This window comes from Plantactinospora solaniradicis (genome assembly GCF_042658085.1).
Classification (GTDB): Bacteria; Actinomycetota; Actinomycetes; order Mycobacteriales; family Micromonosporaceae; genus Plantactinospora; species Plantactinospora solaniradicis.
Window position 1 is genome coordinate 838,742 of the sequence record NZ_JBHSPR010000007.1, and the last position, 22,304, is coordinate 861,045.

At 72.7% G+C, this 22,304-nt stretch carries 16 protein-coding genes; 1 reads left to right on the forward strand and 15 read right to left on the reverse strand.

The genetic code is table 11. The features are described 5' to 3' along the window. Nucleotides 1-52 precede the first annotated feature (52 nt). The 15 genes from ACFP2T_RS09730 to ACFP2T_RS09800 form a co-directional block, all read right to left on the reverse strand. Nucleotides 53-724, reverse strand: a complete 672-nt coding sequence (locus ACFP2T_RS09730; protein WP_377419873.1) for an NADPH-dependent F420 reductase — start codon at nt 722-724, stop codon at nt 53-55. A gap of 170 nt (nt 725-894) precedes the next feature. Continuing rightward, on the reverse strand, nt 895-2,583 hold the full coding sequence (locus tag ACFP2T_RS09735; RefSeq protein WP_377419875.1) for a PucR family transcriptional regulator: 1,689 nt from the start codon (nt 2,581-2,583) through the stop codon (nt 895-897). A gap of 89 nt (nt 2,584-2,672) precedes the next feature. Continuing rightward, on the reverse strand, nt 2,673-3,779 hold the full coding sequence (gene menC / locus ACFP2T_RS09740; RefSeq protein WP_377419877.1) for an o-succinylbenzoate synthase: 1,107 nt from the start codon (nt 3,777-3,779) through the stop codon (nt 2,673-2,675). After that, nucleotides 3,776-4,702, reverse strand: coding sequence for a GNAT family N-acetyltransferase (locus ACFP2T_RS09745; protein ID WP_377419879.1), 927 nt, complete (start codon nt 4,700-4,702; stop codon nt 3,776-3,778). Before ACFP2T_RS09745 ends, menC begins: the two co-directional genes overlap by 4 nt. Nucleotides 4,703-4,740: 38 nt before the next feature. Further along, on the reverse strand, nt 4,741-5,937 hold the full coding sequence (locus ACFP2T_RS09750; protein WP_377419881.1) for a M20 family metallopeptidase: 1,197 nt from the start codon (nt 5,935-5,937) through the stop codon (nt 4,741-4,743). A 1-nt stretch (nt 5,938) separates the two neighbouring features. Next, nucleotides 5,939-9,298: a serine hydrolase gene (locus ACFP2T_RS09755; protein WP_377419883.1), complete on the reverse strand. Its 3,360-nt coding sequence runs from the start codon at nt 9,296-9,298 to the stop codon at nt 5,939-5,941. Nucleotides 9,299-9,332: 34 nt separating this feature from the next. Then, nucleotides 9,333-10,322, reverse strand: a complete 990-nt coding sequence (locus ACFP2T_RS09760) for an ABC transporter ATP-binding protein (RefSeq protein WP_377419885.1) — start codon at nt 10,320-10,322, stop codon at nt 9,333-9,335. Beyond that, nucleotides 10,315-12,264: a dipeptide/oligopeptide/nickel ABC transporter permease/ATP-binding protein gene (locus ACFP2T_RS09765; protein ID WP_377419887.1), complete on the reverse strand. Its 1,950-nt coding sequence runs from the start codon at nt 12,262-12,264 to the stop codon at nt 10,315-10,317. Before ACFP2T_RS09765 ends, ACFP2T_RS09760 begins: the two co-directional genes overlap by 8 nt. A 2-nt stretch (nt 12,265-12,266) precedes the next feature. Next, a complete protein-coding gene (locus ACFP2T_RS09770; RefSeq protein WP_377419889.1) occupies nt 12,267-13,259 on the reverse strand; it encodes an ABC transporter permease in 993 nt (330 codons plus the stop codon). 13 nt (nt 13,260-13,272) lie between these two features. Continuing rightward, nucleotides 13,273-14,868 carry an ABC transporter substrate-binding protein gene (locus tag ACFP2T_RS09775; protein WP_377419891.1) on the reverse strand — a complete coding sequence of 532 codons (1,596 nt, stop codon included), beginning with the start codon at nt 14,866-14,868 and terminating at the stop codon, nt 13,273-13,275. 131 nt (nt 14,869-14,999) lie between these two features. Further along, the gene (locus ACFP2T_RS09780; protein ID WP_377419893.1) at nt 15,000-16,454 is read right to left on the reverse strand and encodes a serine hydrolase domain-containing protein; all 1,455 of its coding nucleotides are present in this window, start codon (nt 16,452-16,454) and stop codon (nt 15,000-15,002) included. Between the two features lie 164 nt (nt 16,455-16,618). After that, complete coding sequence (locus ACFP2T_RS09785) at nt 16,619-17,524, reverse strand: NAD-dependent epimerase/dehydratase family protein (protein WP_377419895.1); 906 nt, start codon at nt 17,522-17,524, stop codon at nt 16,619-16,621. Nucleotides 17,525-17,544: 20 nt separating this feature from the next. After that, a complete protein-coding gene (locus ACFP2T_RS09790; RefSeq protein ID WP_377419897.1) occupies nt 17,545-18,447 on the reverse strand; it encodes a carbohydrate ABC transporter permease in 903 nt (300 codons plus the stop codon). Continuing rightward, the gene (locus tag ACFP2T_RS09795; protein WP_377419899.1) at nt 18,447-19,424 is read right to left on the reverse strand and encodes a carbohydrate ABC transporter permease; all 978 of its coding nucleotides are present in this window, start codon (nt 19,422-19,424) and stop codon (nt 18,447-18,449) included. The genes ACFP2T_RS09790 and ACFP2T_RS09795 overlap by 1 nt, the downstream gene beginning before the upstream one ends. Further along, nucleotides 19,421-20,794: an ABC transporter substrate-binding protein gene (locus ACFP2T_RS09800; RefSeq protein ID WP_377419901.1), complete on the reverse strand. Its 1,374-nt coding sequence runs from the start codon at nt 20,792-20,794 to the stop codon at nt 19,421-19,423. The genes ACFP2T_RS09795 and ACFP2T_RS09800 overlap by 4 nt, the downstream gene beginning before the upstream one ends. A gap of 131 nt (nt 20,795-20,925) precedes the next feature. On the opposite strand from ACFP2T_RS09800, the gene ACFP2T_RS09805 reads away from it, so the two are divergent. Further along, entirely contained in the window at nt 20,926-22,209 is a 1,284-nt protein-coding gene (locus tag ACFP2T_RS09805) for an enolase C-terminal domain-like protein (RefSeq protein WP_377419903.1), read from the forward strand. The last annotated feature ends 95 nt before the right edge of the window (nt 22,210-22,304 follow it).

Genomic DNA, 22,304 nt, shown 5'->3' on the forward strand with positions numbered 1-22,304 from the left:
GGTCAGGGCAGGAGTTCGGGTACGCGCGGAACGACCCGGCTGGCGGCCGGCGCTACAGCGATCTCGGTTCCGGTGCGGATTCGGCGCCCACGGCCCGCTCGAACTCGGCGCGGCGCAGCGACGCCCCGAAGACGGGGCCGCCGGGTTCGAGGAGCCGGCCGGCGGCCAGGCTGTCCAGGCGTACGGCGTCGTAACCGATTCGCTCGACGACGTCGGCCACGAGGTCCCGCGCGCCCCTGTCGTCGCTGGCGACACCGAGCGCCCGCCGTTCCGGAGAGCCCACGGGCCGGCGTTGCTCTTCGAGTTCGTGGTAGCCGGTGTGGTTCAGGGTCTTGACGATCGTCGACCGGGGAAGCCGACGCGCGACGATCTCGCTGCTGCCGTACCGGCGATCCTCGAACATCTCCTGGACGCCGTCGGTGGGCGGCCAGTAGTTCATCATGTCCACGACGAGCCGGTCGGCGACCAGGGCCGGGTCGAGGGCGGCGAACCGGTGCAGCGGGATCGCCAACATCACGATGTCGGCGTCGGTGACGGCGTCGGCCGCCCAGCGCGGCTCGGCGCCCGGCACCAGCACCTGGGTGATGAGTGCGATCTTCTCGGGATCTCCGGAGGCCGCGACCGTCACCTGGTAGCCGGCGGCGATCGCGACCCGGGCGAACACCGGACCGACGTGCCCCGCGCCGAGTACGGCGATCCGTGGCAGCGACAACGACTCGGTCATGACCGTTTCCTGATCGCCCGCACGGCCCGCCCCCTTTCGTTGACGCGTCAACCATAACCGGCGTACGACGCGTCGACAGTGATGCGCCAATCACATCAGGGCAGGCGTCGCCACCCACCGTGAACTGGCCCGACAGCACGAGTTGATCGAGGACCGGGCCGGGCGGGGCCCTACGGTCCGGCCCGGTCCGGCGGATCCGCCGGGCCGGGCGGGGGCGAGACGATCCGCAGTTGGAGCATCGCGGCGAACCGGGCCCGCGGGTCGGTCAGGTCCAGCCCGCTCACCTCGGCGAGCCGGCGCAGCCGGTAGCGGAACGTGTTGGGATGCACGTACAGCGCGGCCGATGCCGCCACCACGTCGCCGAACGCGTCCAGCCAGGCCCGGAGCGTCTCGACCAGACTGGTGTGGTGCTGCGCGTCGTAGGCGAACAACCTGGCGACCGGGCCGGCGGGACGATCGCCGCGCGCCGCGACCAGGTCACGCAGCTCGAGCACCAGCGCCTCGACGTACACGTCGGCGAGGCGGGCGACCCGGCGGCTCTGGCCACCGTCGGAGCGCAGCACCCGCAGGGCCCGGTCCGCGCTGTCCCGGGCGGCGGCGAGCCCGGCCGCGTCCCGGGCCACCGGACCGATGCCCACGACGGTCCGCACCCGGTCGCCGACCCGGTCGAGGAAGTCCGTGGCGATCCGCACCGCCCGCTGCTCGCCGTCGACCCCGTCGGCCACCGGCACGAGCCCGTACGCGACGTTGCCGACCAGCGCCGCCGCGCACCTCGGATGCAGCGCACTGAGGTGCATCGCCAGCCCGTCGCCGAGCCGCTGGCGCTCGGTGGCGACCCCGGGGTCCACCCGCACCGGGTCGCCGTCGGGGCCGGCATCGAGCACGGCGAGGGCGAGCACGACGACCGGCTGGTCCGCCAGGCCGAGCCGGGTCAGGGCCTCCCGGGCACCGGCACCGCCCTCCAGCGCCGTGCTGACCAGGTCCGCGCGCAGCCGGCGTCCGACGTCCGCCCCGGCACGGATCCGCAGCAGGTGCAGGGCGACCAGCCGGCCCGCGTCGCACAGCGCCCTGGTGCGCTCCTCGCTCAGCGGCTCGCGGACCGCCGCCCAGATCGAGCCGAGCACCTCGTCCCCGGCCCGCACCGCGACCGCCACCCGGGGCATGGAGAACTCGTCCAGTCCGGTACGGGGCGGCTCCACGTACACCGGTTGGTCGCTTCGGTACAGCTCTCGGAAGACGCCCCGCTCGGTCAGCACCCGGGAGTACCGCTCCGGCACCTGCCGGCCGAGGATCGTCTCGACCCGGGACCGGTCGGCCTCGTCCTGCCGGCCGGAGAACGCCAGCACCCGCAGGTTGCGGTCCTCGATGGTGATCGGCGCGTCCAGCAGCGCCGCGACGGCGTTGGCGAGGGCGAACAGGTCGCCGGACGGCATACCGCCCAGCGTCTCCCGGCCCACGTCACCGACGTCGCCCTCGGCGAGCAACGACCGCAGCAGCGCCGCCAACTGCGCCCAGGACGCCCCCCGGGTCAGCCCCAGCAACGCCACGCCGGACTCCACGACGGCTGCCGTCACCGCCTCGGTCACCGCGACCGGGGAGCGCAGCACCAGGCCGGCCGCCCGCTGCCGGCCGAGCGTACGCAGCAGCAGGGCGATCTCGTCCGGCTCCCGTACCCCGATCCCCAGCACCAGCGCCTGTCGGGGCAGGGCCGGCTCGTCGAGCGGATCGTGGATGGCGACCCCGCCGATGTCGACCACCTGGTCCGGGTCACCGTGGATCAACTCCAGCAGCGTCGCTCCGAGGTCGTCGAGTACGCGGCCGAGGCTGGCATGGGGTCGTCGGATCACGGGAACGAGCACCGTCCGAAGCTAGAATCTGGCTGCCCAGCCTAGTTCGTCGCGGCGCACAACATCGTACGGCCGGCTCGTCCGGCCGCACGAAGATCAGGTCACAGCGGCAGCCACTCGGTGCCGGTGGTGAGCGCCGCCAGGGCGTCGGGAACCGGCTCGACGCCGATCCCCGGACCGGTCGGCACGGCGAGATGGCCGTCCGCGAGCACGAACGGAGCGGTGACGTCGGTCCGGTAGTAGCGATCCGAGGCGGAGGTGTCGCCGGGCAGCGTGAAACCGGGCAGCGCCGCCAGCGCCACGTTCGCGGCCCGGCCGATCCCGCTCTCCAGCATGCCGCCGCACCAGACCGGCACGCCGTGCGCCACACACACGTCGTGGACCCGGCGCGCCTCCAGGTAGCCGCCGACCCGGCCCGGCTTGACGTTCACGATCGCGCACGCCCCCAGCGCGATGGCGTCGGCGGCGGCCCGCGCCGAGGTGATCGACTCGTCCAGGCAGACCGGCGTACGGATGACCCGGGCCAGTTCCGCGTGCCCGAGCAGGTCCTCCTCGTCCAGCGGCTGCTCGATCAGCAGCAGGTCGAACGGGTCCAGCTGGGCCAGGTGCCGAGCGTCCGCCCGGGTGTACGCGGTGTTCGCGTCCACCTGGAGCAGGACGTCGTCACCGAAGCGCTCCCGTACGGCGCGCACCGGCTCGACGTCCCACCCCGGCTCGATCTTCAGCTTGATCCGGACGTATCCGGCCGCCAGGTAACCGTCCACCGCGTCCAGCAGTTCGCCGACCGAGTCCATGATGCCGACCGAGACTCCACAGGGGACGCTCTCGCGTACCGCCCCCAGCTCCCGGGCGAGCGACCGGCCCGCGGCGCGCAGCTCGGCGTCGAGCACCGCGGTCTCCAGCGCCGCCTTCGCCATCCGATGGCCCTTGACCGGGGCCAGCGCCGGGGCCACCCGGTTGGCGTCCAGGCCCGGCTGCGCCGCGAGCGCCGGAATCAGGAACCGGCGCAGCACGTCCCCGGCCGCCTCCACGTACTCCGAGGAGTAGAGCGGCTCCGACATCGCCACGCACTCGCCCCAGCCCTCGGCCTCCGCCGTCACCACCCGGAGCAGCAGGACGTCCCGGGACGTCTCCGTTCCGAAGGAGGTCCGGAACGGTGCCACCAACGGCATCCGGATCCGGCGCAGTTCCACTCCGGTGAGCTTCATCGGCTGTCCTTCCTCGTTTCCCGCGTCACCACGTACCACCCGGAGCGGTCGAAGCCGGCCACCCGGGCCCCCTCGGCCATCAGCGGCGCCAGCACGTCGCGGACCGCGACACGCCACTCCTTCGCGGCACCCGGATCCGTCCGGCGCACCGTCGCGATGTCCGCCGGCACCGCCACCAGCAGGACGTTACCGTCGGTCCTGCCGGTCACCGGGCGGTTGCGGTCGGACCGTCCCAGCGCGACCACGGCCCCGCGCGCCCGCTCCGCCTCGACGTCGTGGGGTGCCAGCGACCGGGCACAGGCCGACACGACGGTGGCGGCGGCGAGTTCCCAGCTCACCAGCAACCGGTCGGTGTCGTCGCTGCCGTTGATGCCGTCGTTCATCGCGCCGTAGAAGTTCGGCAGGTACTGCACCGGCACCGCCGCCAGCTTGGACAGGTTGAAGTACGCGTTGCGGCAGACCAACGGGTCGAACGTCCAGCCGATCGTGGACACTCCACGACGCAGTGCCCAGGCCCGCTGGTGCAGCTTGAGGGCGAAGCCGACACTGCGGCCCAGGGCCGCCCCGGAGACCCCGGCGATGTGGCTGTGCATCGACCGCTCCCCCGGCGGGCCGAAGAAGCCCACGCAGGCGCCCACCAGCAGCCCACCGTCGTACGCCCCGGCGACGTAGTTGCCCGCCTTCGCCAGCGCGCGCAACAGTTCCGTGGTCACCGGGGGATTCGTCGGTTCGGGTCGCCAGATCCCCTCGTACAGCCGGTACACCGCGCGGAAGTCGGCGAGGTCGGCGAGGTGGCGGACGGTGACGCCGGCCGCCCGCGCGGCCGTGTCGGCCGCGCTGTCGGCCATCGCGCCGACGGCCGGGGCGACGGCCGTGTCGGGCGACGGCGGCACTCCCGGGTGGTAAGGGTGGGGGTCGGTCACGCACTCCATGGTCCCGTCCGGATCGAGCCGCGTCATGGTCAGCGGGGACCAGAGCCGGCGGGCGATTTGGTCGGGGTGGACCGGCACCCGGCGGCGGGCCGCTCCCCGCCCTGACCGCGAAGATGTTCGGTGAGCGCCGCCACCAGCGCCGCCCGGCCGGGCAGCTCCGCCACGAGCACGTGCTCGTCGTCGGCGTGCGCCCCACCACCGACCGCACCCAGACCGTCCAGGGTCGGCGTGCCGATCCCCGCCGTGAAGTTGCCGTCCGAGCCGCCACCCACGGCGGCGCCGCGCAGCGGCGGCAACCCGAGTCGCGCGGCGAGCACCTCGGCGAGCGCGAACAGTTCCGCCGACGCGCTCGCCGCGAGCGGCGGCCGGTTGGGCCCGCCGGTCACCGCCAGCCGGGCCCCGGGCAGCACCGGCGCCAGCGCGCGCATCGCCGCGTCCACCCGGTCCTGCTCGGCGGCGTCCCGGGCCCGCACGTCGACGGCGAAGCCGCCCGCGTCCGGAACGGTGTTGGTGGTGGTGCCGCCCGCGATCAGCGTGGGCGTGACGGTCGTACCCCGGGCCGGGTCGCCGAGGGCGTTCACCGCGAGCACCTGGTGCGCCAGCTCCACCGTGGCGTTCACGCCACGCTCCGGTTCCAGCCCGGCGTGCGCGGCCAGCCCGGTCACCTCCACCCGGTACCGCGACACGCCCTTGCGCTCGGTCTTGAGCGCGCCGCCGCCGGCCGCCGCCTCCAGCACCAGGGCACCGGCACAGCCGGCCGCCTCGGCCTCGACGAGCGCCCGCGAACTCGGCGAACCGAGTTCCTCGTCGCCGGTCACCAGGATCGTCACCCCGGACCGGTCGGCCAACGTCGCCACGGCGTGCAACCCCAGCACCAGACCGGCCAACATGTCGACGCAGCCCGGTCCGCGCAGTACGCCGTCGGTCACGTCGAACGGATGGGTGGCCAGCGTTCCCAGCGGCCACACCGTGTCGTGGTGGCCGAGCAGCAGCACCCGGGTCGGCCCGTCCCCGAGCCGCCAGCGCAGGTGGGTGCAGCCGTCGAGGACGATCCGCTCCGGTGCCACCCCGAGCAGCCGGGTACCGATCCGGGCGACCACCTCGGCGCTGGCCGCCACCGCGGCGTGGTCCGCCGACGGTGACTCGCACGTCACCAGCGCCTCGATGTCGGCCAGCATCGCCGGCAGCGCCGCCCGGAACCGGTCCAGCGGCGCCTCGCCGGCCATCTCAGCCGACCTTCGGGGTCGCGCGGGCCCCGAAGTGCAGGTACCGCTCGCCCGCCGCGAGCCGGTAGAAGGTCACCGGCGTCCAGGTACGGGCGCCCGGCTGGCGGACCACGAAGAGGTCCCCGTGCAGCGGCACCATCGGGTAGTCCTGGACCGGGTCGGGCACCAGCGCCGCCAGCGGCCCGGTGACCGTGGTACGCAGCACCGGCCCGTCGTCGCCGGCCAGCACCTCCAGCCGGGAACCGGCCCGCTCGTACGTCCCCAGGTGCGGACCGACGTCCACGGTCACCGGGTCGGCCGGTGGAGCGAGCGGGTGCGGCATCGTCACGCCGGCCAGCTCGGCGAAGATCTCCCGGTACAGGTCCTCGTACAGGTCGCGGGTGTTCCCGCCGTTGGTCAGCAGGGTCACCGCCAGCCCGGCCTCGGGCAGGAGCCGCAGGAACGCCGCCTGCCCGATGGTGTTCCCGTCGTGGCCGATCAGCCCGGAGCCGTCCCAGGTCATCCGGATCCAGCCCAGGCCCCACGAGTCGCCCAGCGTGTACCTGTCCGGCAGGTCGGCGTGCTTGGCTGCCATCGCCGTGGCGCTCGCCTCGCTCAGCCACCGGCTGCCGTCCGGCGCCAGTCCGCCGGTCAGGTGCGCCCGGGCGAAGCCGAGCACGTCCGCGACGGTCGAGGTGATCAGGCCGGCGGGTCCGAGCGCCCGGGGCAGTCCCCACACCGGCGCGCGGGTCGGTTCCGCCCCGCCCTCGCCGACGTGTCCCACCGCGGCCCGGTGCAGCAGCGCCTCCTCCGGCAGGGTGCCGGTACGCCGCAGGCCGAGCGGGGTGAAGACGCGCTCCCGCATGGCGGCGTCCCAGGTGCCGCCGGTCAGCTTCTCGATCACCCGTCCGGCGAGCGAGAAGCCGGAGTTGCAGTACGACCAGGTGACACCGAGGGCATGGTTCTGCGTCACCTCGGCCAGCCCGGCGACGTACTTCTCCAGACAGTCGTCGCCCCGGCCGGTGTCGGTGAAGACGTCGCCGTCGATGCCGCTGGTGTGGGTGAGCAGGTGCCGGACCGTCACCTGCTTGGTCACCGTCGGGTCGGCCAACCGCAGCTCCGGCAGCACCTCCACGACCGGGGCGTCCAGGTCGAGCAGGCCCTCGTCGACGAGTTGCAGCAGTACGGTCGCCGTCCACACCTTGGAGATGGAGCCGATCTGGAAGACCGAATCCGTGGTCGTCGGCACCCCGGTGTCCTTGTTCAACACCCCGTACGCCGCCTCGACCAGTTCGTCCTCGCCGCCCCGGCCCAGGCGCAGGATGCCCAGTGCGGCACCGGGCACCCCGTGGCGCTCCGCCAGCACGGCCAGCCGACGCTGCCAGTGCCGGGCATCGATCGGGGCCGGAGCGGGGCCGCCGACGTCTCCGGCGTACCGCTGTACCCAGTCCAGGATGCGCCGGTTGAAGTCGATCCGGTGCGACGGCGACCCGTCCAGGATGAACAGGTGCGACGCCTGGGGGTAGAGCACCATCTGGGTGGGCACGCCCCGCTCGCGCAGCGCGGTGTGCCACTGCTGGGCCTGCCCGATCGGGCAGCGCAGGTCGGCGGCACCGTGCACGATCAGGGTCGGGGTGCGTACCTCGTCGATCCGGGTCAGTGGCGACATCGCGGCGTACCGGTCGCGATCCGCCCACGGTGGGCCGCCGAGCTCGTACCCGCTGAGGAAGTGCGCCTCGTCGGAGGTACCGACCATGCTGGTCAGGTCGCTGACCACGCCGCCCGCGACCGCGGCCGCGAACCGGTCGTCACGACTGGTCAGATAGCAGGTCATATAGCCGCCGTAGCTGTACCCGGCCACCGCCAGCCGACGCGGATCCGCCAGGCCCTCGGCGACCAGCGCGTCGATCGGCTCCAGGAAGTCCTTCGCGTCCGACACTCCCCAGGCGTCCAGCCCGGCGGTGAAGAACCGTGCGCCGTATCCGTCGCTGCCCCGGGGGTTGAGCAGCAGTACCGCCCAGCCGCGCGCGGCGAGTTCCTGGTGGTAGAGGTGGATCTGGTCGGCCCCGCCGTTCCAGGCGTTGTGCGGTCCACCGTGGATGTCGATCAGCAGCGGCAGCGGCCCGGCCGCCTCCGGGTCGCGCAGCAGCCAGCCGTGCACGACCGTGCCGTCCGACACGACGAACTCGCGCTCCTCGTGCGGGAACAGCTCGACCTCGCCCAGGCTCGCGCCGTGGTCGGTGCGGACCGACTCGGCACCGGTGGCGATGTCGACCGTCACGATCTCGCCGAACGAGGTGGCGGTGCCGAGCAGGATCGCGGCGGTGTTCCCGGCGACGGAGAGCCCGGCGACGTTGCGCCCGGCGCCCGTGACGAGTGGACGCGGCGTGCCGCCCTCGGCCGGCACGGCGTACAGGTGGGTGCAGCCACGGTCGCGGACGCAGAACAGCACGGTGTCGCCGTCACCGGTGAGCTGCGGCACAGCGCCCGGGTACCCCGGACCGCCGGGCATCACGTTCCGGTCCAGCGGCGCGGCGAGGTCCCGCACCGGGCCACCGTCGAGCGGTACCCGCAGCAGGCCGGCGTGGCCGACCGGCGCACCGGCGATGCCGACGGCCAGCAGGGTGGAACCGTCGGCGGTCCACCGGACCGGACCGGCAACTCCGTCGGTCAGCCCGACCGGTCGGGGGTCGGCCCGGTCGCCGTCGACCTCGATGACGTGGATCGGCGCCCGGATCGTCAGATCGGCGTCCGGCCCGGTCGCCGCGGCGAAGGCCAACCGGGCGCCGTCCGGCGACCAGGCGGGGGTGCCGGCGTGCCAACCGCCGCTGGTCACCTGGCGGCAGTTCCCGGTGGCCAGGTCGAGCACGTGCAGATGCTTGCGGACGCCCCGCAGCAGGCCCGTGCCGTCGGCCTGGTAGTCCAGCCGGTCCACCACGACCGGTTGGTCGGCGCGGCGTTTCCGGACGTCGTCGGGCTCGTCGGGGTCGGCGTGCAGGTCGACCGGGGCGGCGAACGCGATCGTCCTGCCGTCCGGGCTCCACACCGGTGCCCCGGCACCCAGCGGCAGCCGCGTCACCTGCTCCGGCTCGCCGCCGTCGGGGGGCAGCAGCCACAGTTGTGCGGGACCGTCCTCGGCGCGCAGGAACGCCAGCCGGGTGCCGTCCGGCGACCACGACGGCGACGAGTCGTTCCGGCCCCGGGTCAGTTGCGTCGGTTTCCCGTCCCGGGCGCCGACGTGCCACAGCGTCCGCACGGTCCGGTCCGCCTCGGCGTCGCTGCCGCGCAGCACGTACACGATGCGGGTGCCGTCCGGGGACAACGCGGGCTGCTCCGGCACGGCAATCAGGGTCAGGTCCTCGATGCGCTGGCGTCGGGTCACCGGCTTCTCCTCGCTGGGGTGGCGGCCACAGGGCTCATGGCAGGGTTGCGGAATCGGTCGTCGCGGCGAAGTGGCAGGCGGCCCGGTGGCGGTGCGGGGTGGCTGACGGCTCGCTCGTCAGGCAGACCTGGCGGTCGGGATGCACCAGCGGGCCGACCGGGCAACGCGGATGGAATCGGCAGCCGGGCGGCGGATGGTGCGGATCGGCGGGTTCGGTGTCGGCGACGGCGAGCAGGGCCGGATCGTCGTCGGGTACGGCCAGTAAGGCGCCCCCGGGCCGCGGTGCGGCGGCGAGCAGCTCCCGGGTGTACGGGTGCTGGGGGTCCCCCAGCACCTCGTCGACGGATCCGTACTCGACGATCCGGCCGAGGTACATCACCGCGATGATGTCGCTGACGTAGCGCACCACCGCCAGGTTGTGCGAGATGAACAGCATCGAGAGCCCGATCTGCCGACGCAGGTCCTGGACCAGGTTTAGCACGGTGCCCTGAATGGACACGTCGAGCGCCGAGGTGATCTCGTCCGCGATGACGACCTCGGGTCGGCCGGCCAGCGCGCGGGCCAGTGCCACCCGTTGCCGCTGGCCGCCGGAGAGTTCCGCCGGATAGCGGTCCGCGCCGTCGGTGGGCAGGTGGACCAGCTCCAGCAGCCGCGTCACCTCGGCCCGGCGGGCGACCGAGCCCCGGACGACGCGGCGCGGAACCGCCTCGGCGATCGAGTCGCCGATCGTCATCCGGGGATCGAGGGAGGAGTACGGGTCCTGGAAGACCATCTGGAGCGGTCGGGGGTTGCCGCCTCCGCCGATCCGGTGCACCGGATCCCCGCCGAGCAGGATCCGTCCGCCGGTGACGGGCGTCAGTCCCACCGCCGCCCGGGCCAGTGTGGACTTGCCCGAGCCGGACTCGCCGACCAGGCCGACCACCGTGCCCGCCGGTACGGTCAGGTCCGCTCCGTCGACGGCCGTCAGACCGCGTCGACGGGTGCCGTACCGCACCGTGACGTTCTCGAACGTCAGGTCACTCACCACGCTCACCCGCCCCGACCGGTGCGGAGTGCCCGATCCGCAGCACCGCCGCCGGGCCGGGATCGGCGTACCAGCACGCCACCCGGCGGCCGGGAACGTCCGCCACCAGCGGAGGCTCCTCGGTCGAGCACCGCTCGTCGGCCAGCGTGCAGCGCGGGGCGAACGCACAACCGGCGGGCGGCCGCGCGGGGTCCGCCGGACGGCCGGGGATGACCGGCAGCGGTACCGTCCGATCGGTCGCCATGTCGGGCACCGCCGCCAGCAGGGCCCGGGTGTACGGGTGCCGGGCGCCGGTGGACAGGTCCGTGGCCGGCAACTCCTCCACGATCCGCCCGGCGTACATCACCAGGATCCGGTCGCAGACCTGACCGACGACGGTGATGTCGTGGCTGATCAGCAGCAGCGCGACGTCGTCGGCGGCCCGGATGTCCGCCAGCAGCCGCAGCACCTGCCGCTGCACCGTCACGTCCAGCGCGGTGGTCGGCTCGTCCGCGACGATCAGCGCCGGGTCGCCCATCAGTCCCATGCCGATCATGGCTCGCTGGCGCATCCCACCGGAGAACTCGTGCGGGAACTGCCCGGCGCGTCGACGGGGTGCCGGCACCCGTACCGCACGGAGCCGGTCGACGGCGCGCGCCAGCGCCGCCCTGCGGTTCAGGCCGCCGTGCTCCTCGGCGACCTCGGCGAGCTGCCGGCCGATCCGGCGGGTCGGGTTGAACGACGCCGTCGGATCCTGGAACACCAGGGCGAACGAGGCGCCGAGCAGCCTGCGGCGGGCCCGGGTCGGGCCGCCCAGCAGCCCGTGGCCGAGAAACTCCAGCCGGCCGGCACTCACCCGGCCAGGCTCCTCGATCAACTGGGCGACCGCGAGCGCGGTCAGGCTCTTGCCGGATCCGGACTCCCCGACGATCCCGACCGCCTCACCCCGGCGCACCTCGAAGCTGATCCCGCGCACCGGGCTGACCCGACCGTCCGGGCCGGGAAAGCTGACCCGTAGGTCGTCGACGGCGAGCACCGGCCCGTCGGCGGGCGCGGCGGCCGGCACCGCCGGGGCCGGTGCCGGTGCCGGTGCCGGGGGCGGGGCCAGCTTGTCCCGCCGCCCCGCCCGGACGACCGGGGTACGCAACCCGATGCCCTTGGCGACGACCTCGCCGAACAGGTTGAACGCCAGGCCGGCGACGATCACGGCCACGCCGGGCGCGAGGGCGGCCTCCGGATGGACGTAGATGCCGCCCAGCCCTTCGCCGAGCAGCCGGCCCCAGTCGTAGGACGGCGCCTGCACGCCCAGACCGAGGAAGGACAGCCCGGCGAACGCCAGCAGTGCGTTGCCGGCCGTGATGGTCGCGTTCACCACCAGCGGCTCGGCGACGTTGGGAAGCATGTGCCGGACCAGGACCCGGAACCGCCCGATCCCGGCGATCCGGGCCGCCGCGACGAAGTCGAGAGCGGCCACGCCGGACACCAGGGTGTGGGTCAGCCGGGCGAAGCCCGGCGCGATCGCGAAGCCGATCGCCAGCAGCGCGCCGGTCGCGCCGACCCCGAAGATGACCGCGAAGAACAGCGCCAGCAGCAGTCCGGGAAACGCCACGGCGATGTTCACCGCGGCGGTCACCAGCCGGCCCAGCCGGACGCCCAGCAGCAGTGGCGCGGTACCGAGCAGCAGACCGGTCAGCACGCCGATCGCGGTGGCCAGCAGCGCCAGCCCGACCGAGAGCCGGGTGGCGACCAGCAGCCGGAAGAAGATGTCCCGGCCCAGGGCGTCGGTGCCGACCCAGTGCGCCGGTGACGCCCCCTGGAGGATCTGGCCGGTGTCCACCTCGGTGGCCCGGTCCGACCACAGCACCGGCGCCAGGGCGGCCAGCAGCAGCACACCGACCAGCAGCGTCGCCGCGCTCGCACCGAGCGGCGTGGCCAGGGCACGCCCCCATCGTCGCCGGGCCACCGTCAGTCCTCCCTGATCGTCGAGCGGGGGTCGAGCAGCGCCAGGGCGATGTCGACGGCCAGGTTGACCAGCAGCACACCGAGGCCGTAGACGAGCACGACGCCCTGGATGACCGGAAGGTCCTTGCCGAGGATCGACGCCACGATCGTGCTGCCCAGGCCCGGCCAGGCGAAGACGTTCTCCACCAGTACGGTCCCGGCGACCATGCCGCCCAGCAACAGCCCGCCCAGCGTGAGCGTCGCGGTCATCGCGTTCGGCAGGGCGTGCCGCAGGTAGACGAGGTGGGCCGGCAGGCGCTTGGCCCGCGCGGTGCGGACGTAGTCGGCCTGGAGAACCGTGAGCGTCTCCACCCGGACGATCCGGGCGAGCACGGCGGCCGGGCTCACCGCGAGAGCCAGGACCGGCAGCACGTACGAGCCGGGGCCGGCGCGCCCGGCGACGGGCACCCAGCCCAGGGTCACGCCGAAGACGTAGACCAGGCCGACCGCCAGCAGGAACTCGGGAACCGCGGCGAGGACCACGCTGCCGGAGGTGAAGCCCAGTTCGACGTGCCGGCGCCGGCCCCCACGGGTCAGCACCGCCATCAGCAGGCCGAGCGGGACCGCGATCGCCAGGGCCAGCGCGGACGCCGACACGGCCAGTTCCGCGGTTGCCGGAAGGCGATCGCCGAGCACCTGCGACACCGGCAGGCCGGACGTCATCGAGGTGCCCAGCTCGCCGGTGAGCAGGTTCCGCAGGTAGTGGAGGTACTGCAACCAGAACGGGTCGTTCAGGCCGAGCGCGGCGCGGCGCTCGTTCACCAGCTCCAGCGGTGCGGTGGTGCCGAGCGAGGCCCGGACCGGATCGCCGGGGATCAGGTGGATCATCAGGAAGGCCGCCGTGACCAGCACCCAGACCGAGACCAGCAGCCGCGCCAGGCGGCGCACCGCGAACCGCAGCCAGGCGTTGTCGGCCAGTCCGGCGAGGCTGCGGGCGTCGACGGTCGCACTCGTCACCAATACGGCCCCCTCAGCCCAGCATCCGGACCGAGGACGGCGCGACGCTGCCGCGGGTCAACTCGTACGTGGCACCGCTGCCGAACGTGGGCACCGTGGAGTCCACGAACGGGACGACGTCGACGTGCTGGAACAGCGCCCGCTCCGCCTCGGCCCACTTGGCGCAGCCGGCCGCGCCGGCGATCGCCGAGGCCTCGCGGACGGCCGCGGCGTACTGCTCGTTCTGGATCCCGGAGAAGTTGCTGCCGTTCGGCGGGGTGGGACCGGACAGGAACGGCACCAGTTCGGTCGGCAGCGTCACGCTGAGCGGCAGGAACGTCGCGCCCCAGGTGCCCTTGCCTCCGACGATCAGCTCACCGATCTCCGCGTCGGTCACGCTCCGGAGCGTGACCTGGACCCCGACCTCGCCCCAGAGCTTCTGCAGCAGTTCGGCGCCCGCCTTCAACGTCGGCCCGACACTGGTCGGGTAGTAGAACGTCATCGACAGCTTCGTGCCGCCCTTCGCCCGCACGCCGTCCGCCCCGGCCGTCCAGCCGGCGGCGTCCAGGGCCGACTTCGCCGCCGCCACGTCGTGGCCGGGCAGGCTCGTTCCGACGGTGTTCTCGCTGCACGGGCTCAGCCGGGGGGCGACCAGGCTGGTCGACGCCTTGCCCGTCCCGCTGCTGAGCACCTGGCCGAGCTGGTTCAGGTCCAGTGCCTGGGTCAGTGCCCGCCGGACCGCCTCGTCGGCACCGGGCATCCCGGGCTTCTGGTTGAACCACAACTCACCGAGCGGCGCGACCACCTCGCGTTGGAACTTCCGCATCGACTGCAACCGCTGCTTGTCCGCGCCGACGAGCTGCACGGCGTTCACCTCTCCGGAGATCAGCAGGTTGGCGGCGGTCGTCTCGTTCGCGACGATCCGGAACACGACCTTGTCCGGCAGGCCCTGCTGGTCGGTCTTCCAGTCCCCGGGTCCCCACGCGTAGTCCTTGCGGCGGGTCAGCGTGTAGTGGTCGTCGGCGACCGCCTCGGTCACGGTGAACATGCCGGTGCCGTCCGCGCCCCTGGCCAGCAGGCCACGATCGGCGAAACCCTTGCCGCAGACGATGTGCAGGGAGCCGACGTTGAGCGCGAGGAACGAGGCGGGGTTCGGCGACGTCACCGTCACCACGCCGGCCGCGTCGTCGGCGGTGGCGGTCGCGCCCGCCGGCACGAACAACCCGAGGCGGGTCGAGGCGTTGTCCGGCTTGCCGACGAAGCTGATGTTCTCGGCCACCTGGGTCGCGGTCAGCGGCGTACCGTCCGAGCAGGTGATCCCCTTGCGCAGGGTGAACGTGGCCGTGGTGGTCGTCGCCTCCCACTTCTCGGCCAGGCCGGCGACGATCGTGCCCTTCTCGTCGACGTTGAGCAGGGAGTCGTAGAGGAACCGGTCCACCTGCTGCGCGCTGGCCAACGAGGTGAAGTGCGGGTCGAGGTTGCCCGGGTCGGAGCCGAGCACCATGGTGAACGTCTTGCCGTTGACCAACTGCTGGCCTCCGGAGCCGTCCCCGGAGCCGTCGCCGCCACCGCAGGCGGCGAGGGCGAGCACGACCCCGCCGACTACCGCGGTGGTCAGAAAAGTTTTCATCGTGCCTCCACAACCGCCGGTCTTCCTCTGCCGCAGCCGCCCCGCGCCGACCCGGCCTGTCTTCGCTCGGCCGCACCGGCTGTCGCCGCCGGCCTCGTCACGCCTCCTTTCCGTACGGGTGTCGGCGCCGGTCAGGCCGGGCTGACGCGGCGGTTGGCCCGCCCGTTGTGCAGGTACAGCGCCCGGCCGGTTCCGTCGGCCCCGACGAAGCTGAGCGCCGGATGTACGCCCTGGATCGGCTGGACCGGGATGAAGGTGCCGTCGTCCGGCTCGATGTCCCCGTCGGCGCCGACGACATCGGAACCGGCTGCATCGGAACGGACGAGGTCGGGGCGGACGAGTTCCTTGCGCTCGACCTGACGGCCGATCTCGGCCAGTAGCCCCTTCGGAACCTGTTCCAGCCAGACGCGCCCGTCGTCGTCCTGGCTGACGGTCAGGTCGACCACCTCGGAGGCGTACGTGCCGACGAACCGGCTGGCGTCGACCCGCTTCGGCCGGACCGGCGGCGTCGGCATCGGCGGCACCTCGACTCCGGCGAGTTCCGGCAGCAGGTGTCCGTAGAGCCGGGTGTAGAGGGCGACGGCGTCGCCGCCGTTGGTCAGCAGGGCCACCGCGACCCGCCGGCCCGGCACCACCCGCAGGAACGCCGCCTGCCCGACCGTGCCGCCGTCGTGAGCCAGGACCGGGCCGCCCGGCCAGTCGTAGACCTCCCAGCCGAGACCCCAGGCGCCGCCCATCAGGCCCACCTCGGGCAGTTCGACCTGCCGTTGCCCCATCGCCGCCACGCTGGCCGGGCTCAACACCCTGCTGCCGTCCGCCGCCACGCCCTCGTCGAGGTGCATCCGGGCGAACGCCAGCAGGTCCCGGGGACGCATCGCCAGTCGGGACCCGGCCGGAGCGTTCGAGCGGACCAGCGACCAGACCGGTGCCGGCTGCTGCGGCGCGTCCGGTGTCGGCTGGACGTGCCCGACGGCGGCCCGGTACAGGATGGCCTCGTCCGCGCCGTTCGCCGCGTGGGTCAACCCGAGCGGGGTGAACAGGTGCTCGCGCAGGCACCGCTCGAACGGCATCCCCCGGAGCACCTCGACGACCCGACCGAGTACGCAGAACGCCGCGTTGTTGTAGGAGAACATCTCCCCCGGCGCGAAGAGTTGGCCGACCTCGCCCAGCGCCCCGACGTACTTCTCGACGCAGTCCTCATTGGAGCCGGTGTCGGTGAACACGTCGCCTTCGAAGCCGGACGTGTGGCACAGCAGGTGCCGCACGGTGATGGTCGCCGCCGCCGACTCGTCGCCGAGGCGGAACTCCGGCAGGTACCGCCGGACCGGCGCGTCGAGGTCCAGCCGGCCCTCGTCGATCAACTGCATGACGAGGGTGGCCGTCCAGACCTTGGTGATCGAGCCGATCTGGAACACCGAGTCGACGGTGGCCGCGACCCCGGTCGACATGCTGAGCACCCCTGCCGCGTGGTCCACCACCTGGTCGTCGACCAGCACCGCGACCGCCGCGCCGGGCACCTGGTGCTCGGCGAGCAGCGCCGGCAGGTGCTGTCGCAGCCAGGTCCCGGTCTCGTCCAGATTCACCATGCGCCTCACCGTAGGGACGGTCGGCGGGTGCGTATTCGTCCGGAACGACGAGCGCGGCGGGCGCAATCCATCCGCTCCGACAAGATTCGGGCACGGCGGCGAAGATGCTCGCGTCGTCGCGGCGATCCGGTCAGCGGATGGCGGCGTCGATCACCGTGAACCGGTCAGCGGATGGCGGGCTCGTCGCGCCAGCCGTGCCGGGTCTCGAAGCCGAACAGCCGGCGCGCGGCGGAGCTGTCCACCAGCGAGTCGACGCCGCGCAGCGGTGCCCGGACCTGGGTGGCCGGGTGGAACCGGGAAAGGAGTTCGGCGGTCGGCACCGTCGTCGAGGTGTCGGGTGCGGCGATGTTCACGACGTGGTGGCCGGTGAGCCCGGAGGTCAGCACGGCGTGGACGGCGTGGGCCGCGTCCCGGGTGTCGAGCCACGCCCACAGCTCCCGGCGGTTGCCGGCCACGTCCCGCCGGATCCGCGCCAACTGGGACGCCAGCCGCTCACCGTCGCCGACGAACGGAAACCGCAGCAGGGTGGTCGGGATTCCCCACCGCCGGGTGGCGAACGCACCGACCTGCTCGGTCACCGTCTTCGACAGCCCGTACGAGTCGACCGCCACCGACGCCTGTTCCTCGTCGATCGGCACGTACGGCGGGGACAGGTCCCGCCCGGCCCAGGCGTACCCGTACGCCGCGACGCTGGATGCCGCGACCGCGCACCGTACGCCCGCCCGGCCGGCGCCGTCGAGGACGAGGTAGGCGCCCTGGACGTTCTGCGCGAGGGTCTCGTCCTCGGGCACCTGGCCGGGGGCGGGGATCGCGGCGAGGTGCACGACGGCGTCGACCGGACGGCCGTACGGGCGCAGGCTCTCCTCGACGAACGCCCGGTCCCGGACGTCGCCGACGAGTACCAGTTCGGCCTTGGGGCTGGCGAACGGCGACCGGTCTACGGCGACGACCCGCAGCCCCGAGTCGGCCAGGTGTGGCACGACGACCCCGCCGATGACGCCGGCCGCACCGGTGACCAGGACGACGTCGTCGGCGCCCAGCGCGGAGCGCCGGGTTTCCTGCTCGGACATGCTCTCCCTCTACTTCCCGATCAACCCTTGATCGCCCCGGTCAGGCCGTTGACGAAGTACCGCTGGGCGGCGAGGAATCCGATGATGACCGGGATGACGACGATCAGCGCGCCGGCCATCAACGAGTTGTACTGCACCACCTGCGAGGACTTCAGCGCCTGGAGGGCGATCGGCAGGGTGTAGGTGGCGGGGTCGTTGAGCGAGACCCGGGTCAGCAGGTACTCGTTCCAGGTCGGAATCGCGGTCAGCAGCGCGATCGTCACCAGGGCCGGACGGGCGAGCGGCAGGTACACCCGGGCGAAGATCCGCAGTTCGCCGGCGCCGTCCACCCGCGCCGAGTCGCGCAGTTCGGCCGGCACCGCCCGGAACGCGTTGGTCAGCAGCAGGACCGCGAACGGCGCGGTCCCGTTGATGAACGGCAGGACCAGGCCGAGGTGGGTACCGAGGATCGCCAGCCGGTTCTCCAGCAGGACGACGGGAAGCAGCGTGACGACGCCGGGCACGAAGAGCAGCGCGACGAAGAGCCGGTAGAGCGCGACCCGGCCGGGAAAGTGCAGGACGGCGAAGGCGTACGAGGCCGCCGAGTAGATCACCACGACGCCGACGGTGGTGGCCACGGTCACCTGGAGGCTGTTGACGAAGTAGTCGAAGAAGTGCAGCCGGTTCCAGGTGTCGACCAGCGTGCCCAGGGTGGGGTCGCGCGGAACGAGGTGGCCGCCGGCGATGACCTCCTGCTGGGTCTTGAAGGCCGCCGAGACCATCCAGAGGAATGGATAGAGGCTCACCACGGCGTACCCGGCGAGCAGCAGCGCGACGACCGTCCGGGCGATGACGACCTGGAGCGGCCACCGGCGGGCCCGCTTCGGCGCGCGGGTGGGCGCGGCGGTGGCCCGGGTCGAGGCCGGCGCGGCACTGATCGCCATCACCGCTCCCGGGTGACGCGGAGGTTGACGAAGGCCACCACGAGCGCGGCGAGGAAGAGCATCCAGCCCAGGGCGCTGGCGAGCCCCAGCGTCGGGGCGAGTTCCGACTGGAACGCGAGCCGGTACGTCTGCAGGCCGAGCACGTTCGTGTGGTCGCCGGGACCGCCGTCGGTCATGATGAGGAAGATCTGGAAGCCCTGGAGTGCGTCGCGCAGGTTGAGCAGCACGATGACCGCGGTGATGCCGCGCAGCAGTGGCCACACCACGCTGAGGTTCACCCGCCACCACCCCGCGCCGTCGATCTGGGCCGCCTCGGTCAGCGCCGGGTCGATGGTCTGCAGTCCGGTCAGGTAGAGCAGCGTCGCGACGGGAACCGCGGACCAGACCATGATCACGATCAGCGTCGGCAGGGCGGTGTCGGGATTGCCGAGCCACCCCTGCGGTTGGGCCAGCGAGCCGAGCCCGAGCGCGCCGAGCAGCGTGTTGATCGCGCCGTTGGGCTCCAGGACGTACTGCCAGGCCAGGTAGACCGCGATCCCGGTGGTGATGTACGGGACGAAGTAGACCGAGCGCAGCAGCCCGACGAATCGGCGGGCCCGGTTCAGGGCGAGGGCCAGTGGAAAGGAGATCACGACGGTGAGCAGCGGTGCCGCGATCATCACCCAGACCGTGTTCGTCGCCGCCGCCCGTACCGGCGGCGAGAAGACCGGACTGGCCCAGAGTAGGTCGAGGTAGTTCTGCACGCCGACCCAGATCCAGGTCGGGGTCAGCCCGTTCCAGCGTACGAACGAGAGTTGCAGGCCCCAGAACAGCGTGTAGACGCCCATGACGGCGAACAGGACGATCGCCGGGGCCACGAAGGCGTACGCCCAGGCCACCTCCCGGCCCTGGTAACGCCGCCGCCGTCCGGAGCCCCGCCCGGCGCGGCCACGGGTGACCGTGACCGCACCGAGCGACGGAGGAACATCGGTGGTCATTTCCCTGCCCAGTACCCGTCGATGATCTTTTGCAGCCCCGCTCCGGCGGCCGGCACGTCGGCCTTCTTCAGCGGGGTGAGTTCCATCAGCGACCGGGCCACCACCGCCGCGTCGTACGACGGCGGCTGGTGGGTGGTGTCACCGGGGTTGTACGCCTGAGCGCCCGAGCCGAACGAGCTGATCATCGCGCCGAGCACCGGGCCGAGCGTCGCCGTCGGGTCGGCACCGAGATCGACCGGGGGTACGTCCAGCGCGTCCTTGGCGAACTGGGCCGCGACCTCGGGCTGTGCCAGGTGGTCCAGCCACTTGACCGCGCCGTCCTTGTTGCCGGTCGTCGCCGAGACCGAGAGCCCGGTCAGGGCGAACGGCGCGAGGCTCAGGTCGGGCACCGCACCGCCGGTGGGCGAGGGCACCGGGAACGTGACGATGTTGTCGGCCTTCATCCCGTTCTGCACCAGGAACGCCAGGGTGAACGTGCCGCCGATGTCGAACGACGACTTGCCCTGGGCGAACGCGATGTCGGCGTCGTCGATGGTCAGGGTCTGGGTGCCCGGCATCCAGTACGGCGTCACCTGGTTGTACGTCTCCAGCACGGCCCGGCCGTTGGGCGAGGTCCAGTTCTTCGCCGGGTCGTTGGAGAACAGCCCGGTGAAACCGTCCTTGCCCAGCTTTCCGTAGGCCATCGGCTGCATCAGCCATTCCATGCCGGTGGTCGGCGCCTGGAAGCCGATGCTCAGCCCACCGTCGTTCGGACGCACCTTCCGGACCGCCTCCAGCGCGGCGACGAACTCCTCCCAGGTCTTCGGCGACCCGGTCACGCCCGCCGCCGCCAGCCGCTCCTTGTTGGCGTAGACGATGCCGAAGGTTCCGATCGTCAGCGGCACGCTGAACCGCTGGTTCAGCTTGATCCCGGCGGTCTTGGCGCCCTTCTCCTGGGACTGCTTGTAGTACCGCTCGGTGACGGTCCCCTCGGCGGCAACCGAGGGCAGGTAGCGGCCGGTCCAGCTGGCCTCCTCGGTGAGGTCCTCCAACAGGCCGGCGGCACCGAAGGTGAAGTCGTCGCCGTTGGTGTGCACCTCGAAGACGTCGGGCAGGCCGCGGGTCTGCGCGGCGGCCTGGACGCGGGCGATGAACGCGTCATCCGGGGTGATCGCCTCGACGGTCACTCCGATGCCGGTCTTCTGCTTGAAGGTTTCGGCGGCCTTCTGTAGCGCCGCGACGTGGGACTGCTTGAACGTCCACATCGTCAGGTTGTTGCCGTTCGCCTGGTCGTCTCCGCCCGGACTACAGGCGGTGGCGGCGCCGGCGAGCGCGAGGATCGTCGCGATCGAGAGGTAGGTGCGGGCCGTTCGACGTAAGTATCGGTTCACGCTGCGCCTCTTCCATCCCTGCGGGCGGCTCCTGGTCAGGCCAAGGAAACAGAACGTAAATCAATTTGATATATAGTGTCAACAACGTCGACGAGTCCAGGAAGGGCACTGCGATGGCGCCGCCCCCCTCAGTGGAATCACCCGGCCACGCAGCGGTCCTGGCCCCCGCGCCGTGGGACGTTCCCAGCGTCGGTGGCGCCCGGGTCACCGGGGTCCGGACCTTCCTGTGCGCCCCACAGGGCTGCCCGTACGTCATCACCAGGGTCGAGACCGACCAGCCCGGCCTGTACGGGCTCGGCTGCGCCAGCGATCCGCAACGGACCCTCGCCATCCGGTCCGTCGTGGACGACTACCTCGGGCCGATGCTGCTCGGCCGGGACCCGGCGGACATCGAGGACCTGCACCGGCTGCTGCTCAACAGCGGCTACTGGCGGGGCGGCTCGATCGCCAACAACGCCCTCGCCGCGATCGACGTCGCGCTCTGGGACATCAAGGGCAAGGTGGCCGGCCTCCCCCTGTACCAACTGCTCGGCGGCCGGGCCCGCGAGTACGCCGAGGCGTACACCCACGTCGACGGGGTGGACGTCGACGAGGTGGCGGACCTCGTCCTCGCCGCCCGGGACCGCGGCTACCGGCACGTCCGGGTCCAGTTGGCCGTACCCGGAACGGACACCTACGGCACGGCGCCCACGGACGAACGGCAGGCCGAACGCCGGCGGATGCGCCGGGAGTCCTGGGACAGCCTGGCCTACCTGCGACACGTGCCCCCGGCGCTCGTCGCGGTACGCGACCGCGTCGGCCCCGACGTCGAGCTGCTGCACGACGCGCACGAGCGGATGACGCCCGCCCAGGCCCGCCAGTTCGTCCGGGCGGTCGAGGACGCCCGGCTGTACTTCCTCGAAGACGCCCTCGCACCCGAGGACGCCGCCCACTTCCCCGGGCTGCGCACGGCCGGCAGCACCCCGGTCGCCGTCGGCGAACTCTACGCGGACGTCGCCCAGTACCTGCCGCTGCTGGAGCAGCGCGTAATCGACTACGCCCGGATCCGCATCCCCACGCTCGGCGGGCTGACCCCGACCCGCAAGCTGGTGGCCGCCTGCGAACTCTTCGGGGTACGGACCGCTCCGCACGGACCGGGCGACGTGAGCCCGGTCGGGCAGGCGGCCAATGTGGCGCTCGACATCTCCTCGCCGGCCTTCGGCGTGCAGGAGGCGGCGACCTTCCGGGACGCCACGCTGGAGGTCTTTCCGGGCGCGCCGGTACCGGTCGCGGGCCGGTTCCACCCGAGCCCGGCGCCGGGCCTGGGCGTCGACTTCGACGAGTCGGCGGCGCGGCGGCACCCGGTCACCGCGCCGCTCGACCACGACCGCTGGGCGCTGCTGCGCGCGACCGACGGCAGCGCGCACCGACCGTGACACGACCGGCGCTCCCCGGCCTCTCGGAGTAGGGCGACTAGGGCGTGTCCTGTCGATCTTGTAGTGGTTGATCGTTGACGATGTGTCGGTGGTAC

Coding starts and splice junctions, on each gene's coding strand:
- ACFP2T_RS09730 (WP_377419873.1), bottom strand. CDS start 724: ATGACCGAGTCGTTGTCGCTGCCACGGATCGCCGTACTCGGCGCGGGG.
- menC (WP_377419877.1), bottom strand. CDS start 3,779: ATGAAGCTCACCGGAGTGGAACTGCGCCGGATCCGGATGCCGTTGGTG.
- ACFP2T_RS09750 (WP_377419881.1), bottom strand. CDS start 5,937: ATGGCCGGCGAGGCGCCGCTGGACCGGTTCCGGGCGGCGCTGCCGGCG.
- ACFP2T_RS09775 (WP_377419891.1), bottom strand. CDS start 14,868: ATGAAAACTTTTCTGACCACCGCGGTAGTCGGCGGGGTCGTGCTCGCC.
- ACFP2T_RS09780 (WP_377419893.1), bottom strand. CDS start 16,454: ATGGTGAATCTGGACGAGACCGGGACCTGGCTGCGACAGCACCTGCCG.
- ACFP2T_RS09785 (WP_377419895.1), bottom strand. CDS start 17,524: ATGTCCGAGCAGGAAACCCGGCGCTCCGCGCTGGGCGCCGACGACGTC.
- ACFP2T_RS09790 (WP_377419897.1), bottom strand. CDS start 18,447: ATGGCGATCAGTGCCGCGCCGGCCTCGACCCGGGCCACCGCCGCGCCC.
- ACFP2T_RS09795 (WP_377419899.1), bottom strand. CDS start 19,424: ATGACCACCGATGTTCCTCCGTCGCTCGGTGCGGTCACGGTCACCCGT.